Annotated in this window: 14 protein-coding genes; 5 read left to right on the top strand and 9 right to left on the bottom strand. The window is 72.1% G+C overall.

All coding sequences use genetic code 11. The features are described 5' to 3' along the window. Window positions 1-100: 100 nt before the first annotated feature. From ABD901_RS57145 to ABD901_RS57135, 3 genes are all read right to left on the bottom strand, one after another. Window positions 101-550, bottom strand: coding sequence for a transposase family protein (locus ABD901_RS57145; protein WP_345144545.1), 450 nt, complete (start codon window positions 548-550; stop codon window positions 101-103). A gap of 377 nt (window positions 551-927) precedes the next feature. Continuing rightward, window positions 928-1,749, bottom strand: coding sequence for a hypothetical protein (locus ABD901_RS57140; protein WP_345144542.1), 822 nt, complete (start codon window positions 1,747-1,749; stop codon window positions 928-930). Next, a complete protein-coding gene (locus tag ABD901_RS57135) occupies window positions 1,746-2,336 on the bottom strand; it encodes a sigma-70 family RNA polymerase sigma factor (protein WP_345144540.1) in 591 nt (196 codons plus the stop codon). The genes ABD901_RS57140 and ABD901_RS57135 overlap by 4 nt, the downstream gene beginning before the upstream one ends. Window positions 2,337-2,463: 127 nt before the next feature. Here ABD901_RS57135 and ABD901_RS57130 point away from each other — a divergent pair, with 127 nt between their 5' ends. The 3 genes from ABD901_RS57130 to ABD901_RS57120 all read left to right on the top strand — a co-directional run bounded on the left by ABD901_RS57130 (window position 2,464) and on the right by ABD901_RS57120 (window position 4,052). Next, entirely contained in the window at window positions 2,464-2,790 is a 327-nt protein-coding gene (locus ABD901_RS57130; RefSeq protein ID WP_345144538.1) for a hypothetical protein, read from the top strand. Window positions 2,791-2,939: 149 nt separating this feature from the next. Beyond that, the gene (locus tag ABD901_RS57125) at window positions 2,940-3,344 is read left to right on the top strand and encodes a hypothetical protein (protein ID WP_345144536.1); all 405 of its coding nucleotides are present in this window, start codon (window positions 2,940-2,942) and stop codon (window positions 3,342-3,344) included. A 30-nt stretch (window positions 3,345-3,374) separates the two neighbouring features. Continuing rightward, on the top strand, window positions 3,375-4,052 hold the full coding sequence (locus ABD901_RS57120) for an RNA polymerase sigma factor (RefSeq protein ID WP_345144534.1): 678 nt from the start codon (window positions 3,375-3,377) through the stop codon (window positions 4,050-4,052). Window positions 4,053-4,254: 202 nt separating this feature from the next. On the opposite strand, the gene ABD901_RS57115 is transcribed toward ABD901_RS57120, so the two are convergent. From ABD901_RS57115 to ABD901_RS57100, 4 genes are read right to left on the bottom strand one after another with little or no spacing between them, the layout of a single operon-like run. Beyond that, window positions 4,255-6,888, bottom strand: coding sequence for an ABC transporter permease (locus ABD901_RS57115; protein ID WP_345144533.1), 2,634 nt, complete (start codon window positions 6,886-6,888; stop codon window positions 4,255-4,257). Next, window positions 6,882-7,553, bottom strand: a complete 672-nt coding sequence (locus tag ABD901_RS57110) for an ABC transporter ATP-binding protein (RefSeq protein WP_345144531.1) — start codon at window positions 7,551-7,553, stop codon at window positions 6,882-6,884. Before ABD901_RS57110 ends, ABD901_RS57115 begins: the two co-directional genes overlap by 7 nt. Beyond that, window positions 7,546-8,211, bottom strand: a complete 666-nt coding sequence (locus tag ABD901_RS57105; protein ID WP_345144528.1) for an ABC transporter ATP-binding protein — start codon at window positions 8,209-8,211, stop codon at window positions 7,546-7,548. Before ABD901_RS57105 ends, ABD901_RS57110 begins: the two co-directional genes overlap by 8 nt. Next, window positions 8,208-8,780: a hypothetical protein gene (locus tag ABD901_RS57100; RefSeq protein ID WP_345144526.1), complete on the bottom strand. Its 573-nt coding sequence runs from the start codon at window positions 8,778-8,780 to the stop codon at window positions 8,208-8,210. The genes ABD901_RS57105 and ABD901_RS57100 overlap by 4 nt, the downstream gene beginning before the upstream one ends. Window positions 8,781-8,866: 86 nt before the next feature. Here ABD901_RS57100 and ABD901_RS57095 point away from each other — a divergent pair, with 86 nt between their 5' ends. Then, window positions 8,867-10,216, top strand: coding sequence for a HAMP domain-containing sensor histidine kinase (locus ABD901_RS57095; RefSeq protein WP_345144524.1), 1,350 nt, complete (start codon window positions 8,867-8,869; stop codon window positions 10,214-10,216). Here ABD901_RS57095 and ABD901_RS57090 read toward each other — a convergent pair. Beyond that, on the bottom strand, window positions 10,152-10,913 hold the full coding sequence (locus tag ABD901_RS57090) for a response regulator transcription factor (protein ID WP_345144522.1): 762 nt from the start codon (window positions 10,911-10,913) through the stop codon (window positions 10,152-10,154). The genes ABD901_RS57095 and ABD901_RS57090 overlap by 65 nt on opposite strands. 270 nt (window positions 10,914-11,183) lie before the next feature. Further along, window positions 11,184-11,576, bottom strand: coding sequence for a hypothetical protein (locus ABD901_RS57085; protein WP_345144520.1), 393 nt, complete (start codon window positions 11,574-11,576; stop codon window positions 11,184-11,186). A 158-nt stretch (window positions 11,577-11,734) separates the two neighbouring features. Between ABD901_RS57085 and ABD901_RS57080 the strand changes: the two genes are divergently transcribed. Next, window positions 11,735-12,713: histidine kinase dimerization/phospho-acceptor domain-containing protein (locus tag ABD901_RS57080; RefSeq protein WP_345144518.1), on the top strand; the 979-nt coding region annotated here is incomplete at its 3' end.

Here is a 12,713-nt window from a genome sequence, read left to right as displayed (position 1 = left end):
TCGAAACAGACGCCGAACGCCACCACCCCAGTTCACCCTGAACCCAACGCCCACCACGCACACCACCGCGACAGACCCCAGGGTTCCCGATGAAGAACCCTCAGTTCGCCTGAACCCACGGCGGAGGGATCGTGGCGTACACGTGCCCGCGGCGCAGCGCGAAATCGTCGACTCCCAGAACCTGCGGCACCGCCGATATCGGTAGGAGCAGCGCGCGGAGCCAGCGCAGCAGAGTGCTATGCCCGGTCGGCAGGGCCAGCCGTCCACCCAGCCGCTCGCCGGCCCGCCCACCCAAGGCCACGGCAACCTCCTGCAGCTGGCCGCGGGCCCCGCTGCTGTGCCGGGCGTACCGGCGGGTCAGGCCGGCGACCTGCTCCGCGAACGTCTTACGGCCGCATCCGGGTTGGTCGCAGAAGAATCGGCGGACCCGCAGCTCCAGCACGGTCGGCCGGCCGCCTACGGTGAAGTCCAGCAGCCGCCGCCGATATCGGGAGTGCACCCGCCGCGAGCCTGCCCCGCAGTCCGGACAGGCAGCCTCGTCCGCAGCCACCCGCGCTCTGACCCGGACCCACCGACCCTCACTGCTGACCTGCTCGACCTCGACCGCCTTCAGATGGGGAAGCAGCTCCGTGACGAAGTCCACTGTGGGCACAGACCATGCTCAGCGACGCCCGTCCATCACTGAAATCGGGTCAGAGCCCCACCGGGGGGCTGCTTGTCGGCCTACTCACCAACTTCCTCACCGACGCGGTCGTCACCGCTGGCGGCGCCTGATCCACGGATCGGAAGGTAAGGGCTCGAGTCCCTTCGGGCGTGGGATCAACACGCGGCTGGGCTGCGCGACGTAGATCAACCGCCCGTCGAGTTCGGTCCACTGTGGACCCACGTCCTTACGGCATCGGTGCAGGGTTGCTCGATCGCGACGGCTCATCGGCCGTGCTGATTGCCGTTGGGAACGGACCCGCTCTGCCCCGATCCGCCCTGGTCACCGTTCTGGCTGTCGTCCTGCGGGCCGTTCGTGCCAACCCCGCCGTTCTGGCCGTTCTGGCCGTTCTGGTTGTTCTGGCCGCTCTGGTTGTTTTGCTGGCTGGGAGCCGACGGGTTGTCCTGCTGATCTTCGCCGGCGAGTTGAGTGGCGCGTTGGTCGAGGCTGGCGAGCTCTGCGTCGAGTTGGAGCCGGGTCGGCGTGTCGGTGATGTGTGGGATCAGGTCGCGGGCTTCGGTGAGGTTGCGCCGGGCGTCGTCGAGGGCGGCGGCGCGGGCTGGGCCGCTGCTGGCGGCGACCCGGCCGAGGGCTTGCCGGGCGTTGGCCAGATGCAGGCGGGCGCTGTCGGCCGGGGACGGCTGTCCCTGTTCGAACAGCATTCGGTGCAGTGGGTACAACGGGGCGTCAGGGGTGTTGCTCAACGGCACTGCTACCGCCAGCGCCAGGCATGCGAGCAGGGGGATGGCCAGGAGCCGGCGGCGTCCCCTGCCGGGTCGGCTGGCGCGGGCGGCGCGCGGCCTGCGAGGTGCCGAGGCGGTGGCGGCCGTCGGCTTGGCTGACCCGGCGTGGCTGGGGCGTAGCGCCGGCAGCCGGCGGCGCCGGGTGAGAGCCGTCGCCTGCCCGTCGATCTCCTGGGCGAAGCCGGCGAGGGCGGCCACGACAGGATCGGCGTCGCGGTAGTCACGGCGCGCTACTGCGTCGAGTGCCAGGTCAAGGGCGATGACCTCGTCGTCGGTACCGTCGTGCGGCGAGTCGTCGATCATGCGGTGCTCTTCGGGGTCGGGGTGAGCTGAGGGCGCAAGGCGCTGACCGCGCGGTGCTGCAGCACACGCACGCTGCCCACGGTCAGCTGCAAGGCGGCGGCGGTCTCGGCGGCGGACAGTCCCACGATGACGCGAAGCAACAGCACCTCACGTTGGGTGGCGGGCAACGCCAGCAGCAGCGCTCGAACCCGCGCGGTGCCCTCGTCGTCTTCGACGAGTTCGGCGGGGCCGGGTCGCGGATCCATCAGGGCCTCCGCGGCGGCGGCATCCTCACCCATCGGGACGTCCTTTCGGGCTGCGTGCGCGCGGGCGCGGTCGGTGAGCTTGTTGCGGGCGATGGCGAAGACGAATGCCCATACCGATCGGCCGAGATCCTGCCACCCCGGTAAGGCGCGCAGCACACCTAGGCAGGTGTCCTGGGCCAGGTCCTGGGCATCGTCGTCCGGCAACCCGCGCGCCAGGGCATAGCGCAGCACCGCCGAGCGCACCAATCGCAGCAGATGGTCCCGGCTGGTCGCGTCGCCGCCCTGCGCGGTCGCCACCAGCCGGCTCAGGTCATCGCCGTGATCGCCCATCTGTCGGTACATCGGAAGAAGGCACCTCGTCGTTAACAGCAGCCGGCGTCGAGGGCCCTGATGCGTCTGTTAACACCTCGCGGGTCGCACCGATGTACTGGTGATTGTCGTACTGACACCCTCAGCCAGGGAGCACCATATGCGTAAGTTCAGCCTCGCCGCCAAGATCGCGGGCGGTGCCCTCATCGCGGTAGCGCTCACCGGAGGTGGCGTCGCGTTGGCGGCGACCTCGTCCGCAACGTCGAAGGCGCCCTCCGTGCAGCCCTCCGCGACCCCGTCGGACGAAGGCGAGCAGGGCCAGATCGGCGAGTCCGCCCAGGTTGACCAGAGCGGCGAGCAGGGTCAGAGCGGCGAGTCCGGCCAGGCCAACCAGGACGGCGAGCAGGGCCAGCACGGCGAAGCCGACCAGGCCAACAGCGACGGCGAGCAGGACGGCACAGGGCCGTCTGCCAGCCCGAGCAGGTAAACCACTGCCACCACGGCATGTCCTCGCGGTCAGTCGAGGTCCGCACGGCCGATTGGTGGTCGCACCGCTACCAACGGCTGGTGTACCTACCCGTCGCCGTGGTCGACCTCGCTGTGTGGCCGTCCATCGGCAGGTAAAGGAGGGCTGCTATGGCCCGGGTCCCGCAAGGGCGTGACCATCCAATCGTAGGCTCCGGTACAAGGCTCGAACGGAGCCGCTGGCGCGACGGTGGTACCGCCGAGCGGACCGACTGGATCGGCAGCCGCAACGCCGCCGTCCGGCTGGTCACCACCGGCCGGCGGCAGCGCTTCGCCAACCTCGACGCGTACCGCGACCTGCACGGGGACACCAACACCGGCACCCGTCGCCCGCCCGACCAGGACCGGTTGCTCGCCGCGCCGGCAGCCGTCCCGGGCGGCGTCCGGCATATCGAAGTGGTGACGGATCTCGAGATGGGTAGCGGGCCTGCCTTGGCAGTCGGCGTCCTTCTCACCTCGGTGAGCATCCTTGCGCTCGCCATCATCTGCGGCTGGGCTCTACTGCCCGGGCAGTAGAGCCACGGGGCGCGGTGTTCGGCGGCGAAGGTGTGGCGCGGCACGGCGGTGCGTGGTTCTGAAGCGATCGAGATGGCTGCGACGACGCGATCGGCGGATCTCGACAGGATCGGTGGGTTGGACGAGCAGGAGCTGGCGGAGGCCCTCGCGGTGGCACGGCGCGGGCACGGCGTCGGGTTCGCCGTGTTGTGGCGTTCGCTGCAGCCGGCCCTGCTGCGGTACCTGCGGGTGGTGGTCGGCGAAGCCGCGGAGGACGTGGCCTCGGAGACCTGGCTGCAGGCGGCGCGTGATATCCGCGGCTTCACCGGTGATGTGCCGGCATTTCGGGTATGGCTGTTTCGCATCGCCCGGCACCGCGGCATCGACGAGCAGCGTCGGGCGGCCCGGCGCCTGGAGACACCGACAGGGCTGACCGGCACGGACGACGGCATCACTGAGCGGGACACGGCGCTGGACGTTCTGGACAGATCAGCGACGGACTGGGCGCTGCGCTTGATCGCATCGCTGCCGCCCAGCCAGGCGGAGGCGGTGCTGTTGCGGGTGGTGGCGGGGCTCAGCGTGGCGCAGGCCGCGACCGTGCTGGGCAAGCGTCCCGGCACGGTACGGGTCGCGGCGATGCGGGGCCTGCGCCGGCTGGCCAACCACCCCCAGGTACAGCGACGACAGGTGGGGCGGCCCCGGGCCGGCGGCGGCCCGCGCTCGGCCTGAGCGGCCATGCGACTGCCCCACGCACTCAGCCTGGCCGCCAACACCATGGGGATCGCCGCATTGGTGTTATCGCACGTGCGGGTGGCCGCGTTACTGCCTTCGGCGCTCGACAACTCCGTGCAAGACGTCGCCCGCACCGCCGCACCGCGCCGGTACCGGTGTCAGTCCTACCTTCGGCGAAGGCGTGGGAGTGGGTGGCGGGTCATAGGTCACGGAGCACGGTCATCGCTGGACGGCGGCTGGCGGCGACCGTTGCCGCGCCGGCGGCGGCGAGGCAGGCGATGCTCAGCAGCAGGCCGGCGAGTAGGTAGGGCCATGGCACGGTGAGGCGATCGGGCGGTGGGTCGAACACGCCGGTCAGCATCGCGACGAGCATCTGGGACAGTGCGGTGGCGAGCAGCGCGCCGAGGACGAGGCCGCACGCCCCGACGATGGTGATCTCGGCCCAGACGAGTTTCGACAGTTGGCGTGTTCGGGCGCCGAGGGCGCTGGCGAGGGCGTACGTGCGGCGGCGTTCGGCGAATCCGAGCGCCAGGAGGAGCCCTGCTGTGGCCGCGATGAGGGCGAGGGCGAAGCCGAGTTCGACGTGGGTGAGGGTGGCCAGGTTGACCGCGGGGAGGCTTGATCCGACGATGCGGCGGGTGGTGTCGATGTCGGTGATCTGAGCGTTGGAGCCGAGTTTGGCCCGTAGCCGTGCGGCGACGTCGGCTGGGTGGGCGCCTGGGGCGGTGGTGACCAGCAGGGTGTTCGGTACGTCGCCGGTCTGGTGGGCGAGGTAGTCGGTGTTGGCGACGAGGAAGCTGTCGGTTGGCGCGGTTGGGAATTCCTTGACTACGCCGGCGTATTGGAATTGGACGGTGACCGGTGGGCCGCCGTGCGCGGTGGGCAGCCGTAGCCGCAGGGTGTCGCCGGGGCTGAGTTGGAAGTCCTTGGCGGTCTCGGCGCTGACCAGCACCGCGTCCGGGCGTTGCGAGAGCCGGTGCATCATCTGCTGGGCGGTGCCGCCGGTGAAGTAGGCGTCCTGCAGGGTGACGTGCCGGCCGATGGTGTCGGCCTGGACGCCGTACATGTCCTGCAGGTCCGACCCGACGTAGGCGAACCGGTGCACCATCGGCTCGGCCGAGGCGACGCCGGGAACTCCAGCCGCGGCGGATACGGGGAGTCCGCCTGCCTGGGTGATGGTCACGTCCGCGCCGTTGGTCAGCTGCGCGTCAGCTTCGGCCTGGTGGCGATAGGTGGTGGCGAAGACCGCCGTGGACGCAGCGAAGGCGCCGGCCAGGGCGATGAACACGATGGTCCGGGCGGCTTGCCGGTGGCCGCGGGCGAGTGTGGCGGCGGCGGTGCCGGCCAGGGGCCCGGCGACCGGGCGCAGCAGGTACGCGCTGAGCCGGCGGCCACGGACGAGCAGCAGGTACGAAAGCCGCCAGGCCAGGAGCGCGCCGCCGACCCAGAGCAGTGCGGGACCGGCCAGCGCCCAGTAGTTGACGGCGATGGTCGGCACCCCTTCGGGGGCGAGGACCAGTTCGTAGCCGCTGCGTCGGGCCGCCAGCAAGACCACCACGCTGGCGAGCAGCAGCAACCCGTCCACGCCGTACCGCATCCAGGCCGGCGGGCGGCGGGCCCGGCTCGTCGATCGGCGGGCGCCGGCCACGGTCGTCGCCGACAGGTCCCGGTAGGCCGGTACCACAACGGTCAGCACCGCGATCACCAACCCGAGCAGCGCGGCCACCGCCGCCCATCCGGTACTGCCGAGTGCGGCGCTGAAGCCGGCGCGGGCAATGATCGCGGCGACGGCCAGGCCGAGCGCGGCACCGCCGAGGCCGACGAGCGCGGCTTCGGCGGCGGCCAGGCGCAGCAGGTGGCTCGCCGAGGCGCCGCGGGCGCGCAGCAGCGCCTGCTCCCGGCGCCGGCGCGCGGCGCCGGAGGCGGTCACCGCGGCGGTCAGCAGCGCGGCGACCACGGCGCCGGGCAGGCCGAGGAACAAGAAGAGCAGGTCGGCGTAGCGGGCGTCGGAGCGGGCCGCGGCGAGGGTCGCGCCGAGGTTGTCGCCGACCAGGCCGGCGCCGGCCAGATCGGCCTCGAGGTGGTGGGCGCCGGCGGTGACAGTGGTGTAGGCGGCGGCCGGGTCGGGCGGCAGGTCGTGGTGGACGCGGGCGTGCACCTGTATGCGGACTAGGTCGGGCCGCACGGCCGCGAGCGGGTCGAACAGGGTGTGCCACCGGTCCGCGGGCAGCAGCAGCACGTTGTCCGGCGGGGCCTGCGGCTGGGCGCCGGGCGGTGCGCCGACCTTCTGGAACAATGCGTCGATCGCGGGCAGGTCGACAACGCCGTCGACGGTCACCATCGTGTCGGGCAGTCCGGCACGGCGGATGGTGATCCGGTCGCCGGGGACGGCATGCAGGTTGGCCGCGGTCTGCTGGACGAGCAGGACCCCGCGGTCCGCACCGGACAGGGTGCGCAGTTCGCCGGGGAACGTCGCGGCGTAGGTGTCGGGCAGGCCGAGTACCTGAGCCGATCCGGTGGATTGTGTCGTTCCGCCGGTGGCGGACGACAGCGCGGCGCTGGTGGCGTAGCCGACGGGCAGTGCCGTGACCACGTGCGGGTCGGCGCGCACCGCGGCCTCCACGGTCGTCGGGTCCGCACCCGGCTGCGCCTCGACCTGCCAGTCGACCGCCACCCGCTGGATGGCGCGCTGCGTCATCGTGTCCTTCGCAGTGGACAGAAACGCGCCGAGGGATGCCAGCAGCGCCACCGCGATCGCGATGCCGCCGGCAACGGCTGCCAGACGGAGGGCCCGATGACGGACCAGCCCGGCGATCCACACCCAGGTCAGCATGCCTGCCGTACCTCCTGTAGCCGCCCGTCGTCCATGATCCAGCGCTGCGGCAGCCGGTCGGCTACCCGTGCGTCGTGGGTGGCGATGATCAGGCCAGCGCGCAGCTCTTCGGCCGCCTCGATCAGCAGGGTCACCACCTCGTCGCGGTGGGCGGCGTCAAGTTGGCCGGTGGGCTCGTCGGCCAGGATGAGCCGGGGTGCGCTGGCCAGCACCCGCGCGACGGCGACTCGCTGCGCCTGCCCGCCCGACAGCTCTTCGGGAAGCTTGCCGGCCAGGTCGGCGACGCCGGCACGCCGCAAGGCGTCCCCGGCCCGCGCGTCGGCGTCGGCGGGGCGCACGCCGGCCAGCAGCAGCGGCAGGGCGACGTTCTCCGCGACGTCGAGCGGCGCCAGCAGGCTTGGCCCCTGGAAGACGACGCCGACCACGCCGGGCCGGCCGGTCGGAGCACCGCCCAGCCCGGGCCAGGACACCTCGCCCGTGGTGGGCTGGTCGAGGCCGGCGAGCAGGTGCACCAGCGTCGACTTGCCGGATCCCGAGCGGCCCGTCAGCGCGACCCGGCTGGCCGGCCGGACCGCGCAGTCGAGCGAGTGCACGGCGACCACGGCGGCCGTCCCCTGCCCGTACGTGCGGCTCACCCCGACACAGCGGGCCAACTCCTCACTCATCGCGCACCCGCCCGTCGACCAGGTCGACCCGCCGATCCGCAGTCGCCGCAACCGCCGGACTGTGCGAAACGATCAGTACCGCGGTGCCGGCCCGGGCCCGACTGTGCAGCAGCGCGAGGACGCTCCCCTCGGTCGTGTCGTCGAGCTCGCCGGTCGGCTCGTCGGCCAGCAGCACGGCGGGCTCGGCGGCCAGCGCGACGGCAAGCCCGGCCCGCGCGGCCTCGCCTCCGGACAGCGTGGTCGCCAGCGCACCGGCTCGGGAGGCGATCCCGAGTTCGGCCAGCAGCCGATCCCGATACGGCCGGTTGGCCCGGCCGGCGAGCCGTTGCGCCAGGTCGACGTTGCCGGCCACCGTCAGATGCGGCAGCAGATTGTCCGTCTGGAAGACCATCCCGATCCCGCGCGCCCGCATCGCGGCACGCTCCCGTTCCGGGCGGTGGCTCAGCCGTAGCCCGCCGATGCGTACCAGGCCGCCGTCGGGCTCGTCGAGCCCGGCCAGGCACGCCAGCAACGTCGACTTGCCCGACCCCGACGGGCCCACCACCGCGACCAACTCGCCGGCATCCACCCGTACGCTCACCCCGCGCAGGGCAAGGGTCTCCTCCTCGCCGGCCCGGTAGAACCGATACAGCTCGACCGCCTCGATCGCCGCGGTCACGGCAACCACCGCAGCGAGTCCGTCACGGTCCGCCAGGGGTCGACATTGTCGGCCCCGACCGGGCCGCTCAGCGTTACGACCGCCTCGACGCCGTTGTTCCAGAACTCGTACCGCTCGACGGAGTCGGGCACGATCTTCCCGGTCACCGGGTCGGCCTGGCTGTCCGCCCGGTAGACGATCAGCACCGCGTCGCCGGCGTTGCGCCGGACCGTCTCCACCTTCTGCAGCGCGAAGTTGCGGGTGGCCGCCTGGATGGCGGGCACCTCGGCGGCCTTGGCCGAGTCCACGCTCGGCGCTGCTGCCGCCGCGAGCGTCTCCACTCGGATGGTGTTGAGCTTGTCCGTGAAACTCACGGCGGCGCCGGAGACTGTGCGCTGCCAACCCTCGGGCACCTTGATCTCATACCGGCCGTCGGCCGGGCGGAACGACACGAAGGCCGTGTTGTCGGGGATGTCGCCGGCAGGATTGGTCTCCCCGCCGGGAGCCCGTGACCCGGGCGACCCGCACCCGGATACCACCAGCGCCAACACAGCCACGACGACGACATACACCTGACGAGGCACAGCCATGACACCCACGCTAGGAGCTATCAGGTTAGCGGCGGCTCCGGCGCGGGTTAGCGCCGCACTTACCTTTCCGGAGGCACGATGGGTCTGTGAGGAGCAACAGCCGGTCGCTGCAGGGGCGAATCCTGGCCTCGATCGTGGGCGTGGCCGCACTGACCGTCACCCTGTTCGCGCTGCCGCTCGGGTACGCCCTGGCAGCCGGCTACCGCAACGACGCCGTGACCAGCCTGCAACGCGATGCGGCCCAGGTGGCCGCCACCGTCCCCGACTCGTTCGGCACCGACGCAAGCACGGTCACCCTGCCCGGCGACCTTCCTGCATCGGTGACGGTCGGGGTGTACCGCGTCGACGGTGTCCGGCTCGCCTACGGCGGACCCGACCGGTCAGCGCTCGCCGCCGCCGCTGCTGACGCGCACCTGCACCACGCGGTCGAAGACGGGCAACTCGCGGTGGTCGCGCCGGTGCCCTCCGACGGCGGCGTCACCCTCGCGGTCCGCGCCGCCCAGCCGTACAGCGAGGTGCGCTGGCACACACTGCGCGCCTGGGGTCTGATGGCCGCCACGGGCGTACTCGTCGTCGGACTCGCCACGGTCCTGGCCCGGCGACAGGCCAACCAGATCGCCCGCCCCCTGCAAGACCTGACCCGACGCGCCCGCGCCCTCGGCGACGGGGACTTCACCGTCCGCGCCGCCCGCTCCGGCATCGAGGAGGCCGATGCCGCCAGCCTCGCCCTCGAAGCGACCGCCCGGCGCCTCGGCAACCTGCTCGAACGGGAGCGCGCGTTCAGCGCCGACGTCTCCCACCAGCTGCGCACCCCCCTGACATCCTTGCTGCTCGGCCTGGAGTCCGCGCTGAGCCGCCCGCAGATCGATCAGCAACAGTTGCGGACCGCGGCGCAACGCGCCCTGCGCCGTGCGGAACAGTTGCGCGACACCGTCGAGGAGCTCCTCGGCCTCGCCCGCGACACACACGCCACCGCCGAGCTGTTCGACATCGCCGGGCTGCTCGCCGACGTGCACGACCAGTGGCACGGCGAATTCGCCGCACAGGGCCGACGACTGGCAATGCCCCCGGCACCCGAGCTGCCGACCGTCTTCGCGAGCAACCCCGCCACCCGCCAAATTCTCAACGTCCTGCTCGACAACGCACTCACGCACGGCGCCGGCACCGCGACGGTGACCGTCACCGACCTCGCAACCGGCCTGTCCATCGAAGTCAGCGACGAGGGACCCGGACTCACCGGCGACCCGGAGCGGGCGTTCACCCGGCGTGCGGACGGCGCGGAACACGGCATCGGACTGTCGCTGGCCCGCAGCCTGGCCGAAGCTGAAGGCGGACGGCTGGTCATCCGACAGGCGGCACCTCACCCCGTCTTCAGCCTCCTGCTCCCACTGCCGGATCCGTCTCGTACCGATAGCCCCGACCTCGCACCGTCGTGATCCGCGCCGGGTCCTCGCCCAGCTCGGCCAGCTTGCGCCGCAGCACGCTGACATGCACGTCGAGCGTCTTGGTCGGGCCGAACCAGTTCTCGTCCCACACCTGCGCCATCAGATCCTCGCGCGTCACCATCTCGCCCGCCCGTGCGGCGAGCGCGACGAGCAGGTCGAACTCCTTCGGCCGCAGCGCCAGCTCTTGGCCTGCGACGCTCGCCCGGCGCGCCGCCACATCCAGGTACAGCCGACCAACCGCAATGGCCGCCGTTGCCGTGGCCGACGCCTGACGGCGCAGATGGGCACGCAGCCGCGCCAACAGCTCGGTCAGCCGGAACGGTTTGGTCAGGTAGTCGTCGGCGCCCGCATCCAGTGCGACCACAACATCCAATTCCGCGGTCCGGGCGGTCAGCACGACGATGACCGCATCCACCGCCCGCGCGCGCAGCCGCCGGCACACCAGCACGCCATCGACATCCGGCAGACCGAGATCAAGCAGTACCAGATCGGGTGCCCGCGCCTGCACCGCGTCCACAGCTTCCGCGCCCGTCACGGCCAGCGACACCTGGTAGCCGTTCGCCCGCAACGCCTCCGCCAACTCCTGGCCGATATCGGCGTCGTCCTCCACCACCAGCACCGACGGGCCGCCCACACCCCGATCGTAATGCGACCCGCTATGCGCGTTGTGCACGCGGACAACGGTCATGGCCGCCCCTTGACCTCCGTGCCGCAGCGGTGCGCTCGACGATGAGCTCGGGCCCTCGCCAGGCCGATACCCTTGGCGCTCACCGGCACGCCGCGCGGAACCTACCGGCACCGCCCGGCCGGTCGGCCCGCACCCCGACACCTCGGCGGGGACGGGCCGATCGGCAGACAGCCTCCTCCTCGGGTGATCAGCGCGACCTTGGTATGGCCGCAGTTGTTGGGCCACCTCGGCCGGCGAATCGGCTCGAGATGGGTCCGGTGTCGGGGTCCGTCACCGTCCGGGTGCGGTGTCCGATCCGGTCTGGTCGCCCTGCTGCACGTTGTCGGTGTCCGCGCCCGGCTTCGCGTGGTCGGTGGCGTTGTCCTCGACGCCTCCGGGAGCTTCCTGCTCGTTCTGGTTGCCCTCTTGTAGCTTGTCGGTGTCTGGGCCGTTCGTGCCCTCGTTGTCCGGTCCGTCGGACCTTTCGTTGTCCGGGCTGGCCGGGTTCGTCGGGCCCGCCGCAGCCGGGTGGGCCGCAGTGACCGGGTGGATCATGCTGGTCGCGGCCGTGCTGGGGGGCGGGGCCGTGTTCGCGTGCGCGATGGCGGCGGCACCCGCACCCCCGAACAGTGCCGCGCCCACCGCGAGCGCGCCGATCAGCGTCTTGCGTCTGGTGGTACCCATGAGCCTTGCCTCGCCTCCTGCTGATGACATCCCGGGCCGGTGTGCTCCGGATGTCCTCTCCAGGTTTGACGCGGGCACCTAAGGCCACGATGAGCGCGTCTGAGAACGCTTTCAGCTCGCCGAGGCGGCTGCCGTGTTGGCGGGGCTACGGTGTGGGCATGGGCACCCCTGCGGCTGAGGGCGGCTGGCTGAGCCGTCGGCTCGGGGTTCGGCTGCGCTCCGCCTTCGCCGCGGTGACCGTGGTGGCGGTGGTGTTGATCCTGGCCGCTGCGGTGTTCGTGGTACTGCATCAGCGGTCGATGACCGACCGGGTCGACGCCGCTGCGCTGGCCCGTGCCGAGGTGGTCGCCGGCCGGGTGACGGTCGGCGACCGGGCGGGGCTGGACCGGTTGCTGCGGTCGCGGCCGGGTGACGAAACCGTGGTCCAGGTGCTGGGACCGGGCGGGACCGTGGTTGCCGGGTCATCGGAAGTGGAGGGCGAGGGACCGCTGTCGTCGCTGCGTCCGGTGCCCGGCGCCGTGCAGCGGGAGGACCGCCGGCTGCCGGTGGCCGACGAGGACCCGTTCCGGGTCGTCGCCATCGGCGTCACGAGCCCCGCCGGACCCGGCGTGCTGCTGGTCGGGCAGTCGCTGCGGCCGGTCCGCGACGCAGTCGCGACGGAGGTCGCGTTGTTGGCGGTCGGGTTGCCGTTGGTCCTGCTGCTGGTCGGTGCCGCGACGGCGTTGTTCGTCGGGCGTTCGCTGCGGGCCGTGGAGGCGGTCCGCGCGCGGGTCGCCGTGATCAGCGCCCGGCAGCTCCACGAACGGGTACCGGTGCCGAAGGGCGAGGACGAAGTTCGCCGTCTCGCCCAGACCATGAACGCGATGCTCGACCGGCTCGAGACGTCCGCCGCCGCGCAGCGCCGCTTCGTCGCCGACGCCAGCCACGAGCTACGCAGCCCACTCTCGACCCTGCAGGTCGGCCTGGAACTGCTAGCGGCCCGGCTGCGCAGCGAAGGGCCTGCGGACGGGCCCGCGAGCGTCGCGATACTGCAGGGCGAGACCGGCCGGATCGGCCACATCGTCGCCGACCTGCTGCTGCTGGCCCGGGTCGACGAACGCGGCCTCGCCCCGCGATCCGAGGATGTCGACCTCGACG

The sequence above is a fragment of the Dactylosporangium darangshiense genome (genome assembly GCF_039537565.1).
GTDB classification, from domain to species: Bacteria; Actinomycetota; Actinomycetes; order Mycobacteriales; family Micromonosporaceae; genus Dactylosporangium; species Dactylosporangium darangshiense.
This window is presented reverse-complemented; position numbering and strand designations above follow the sequence as displayed.

Excerpts from the sequence above, each read along its gene's own strand:
- ABD901_RS57140 (WP_345144542.1), bottom strand. The coding sequence starts at position 1,749 with ATGATCGACGACTCGCCGCACGACGGTACCGACGACGAGGTCATCGCC.
- ABD901_RS57135 (WP_345144540.1), bottom strand. The coding sequence starts at position 2,336 with ATGTACCGACAGATGGGCGATCACGGCGATGACCTGAGCCGGCTGGTG.
- ABD901_RS57130 (WP_345144538.1), top strand. The coding sequence starts at position 2,464 with ATGCGTAAGTTCAGCCTCGCCGCCAAGATCGCGGGCGGTGCCCTCATC.
- ABD901_RS57125 (WP_345144536.1), top strand. The coding sequence starts at position 2,940 with ATGGCCCGGGTCCCGCAAGGGCGTGACCATCCAATCGTAGGCTCCGGT.
- ABD901_RS57115 (WP_345144533.1), bottom strand. The coding sequence starts at position 6,888 with ATGCTGACCTGGGTGTGGATCGCCGGGCTGGTCCGTCATCGGGCCCTC.
- ABD901_RS57110 (WP_345144531.1), bottom strand. The coding sequence starts at position 7,553 with ATGAGTGAGGAGTTGGCCCGCTGTGTCGGGGTGAGCCGCACGTACGGG.
- ABD901_RS57100 (WP_345144526.1), bottom strand. The coding sequence starts at position 8,780 with ATGGCTGTGCCTCGTCAGGTGTATGTCGTCGTCGTGGCTGTGTTGGCG.
- ABD901_RS57090 (WP_345144522.1), bottom strand. The coding sequence starts at position 10,913 with ATGACCGTTGTCCGCGTGCACAACGCGCATAGCGGGTCGCATTACGAT.
- ABD901_RS57085 (WP_345144520.1), bottom strand. The coding sequence starts at position 11,576 with ATGGGTACCACCAGACGCAAGACGCTGATCGGCGCGCTCGCGGTGGGC.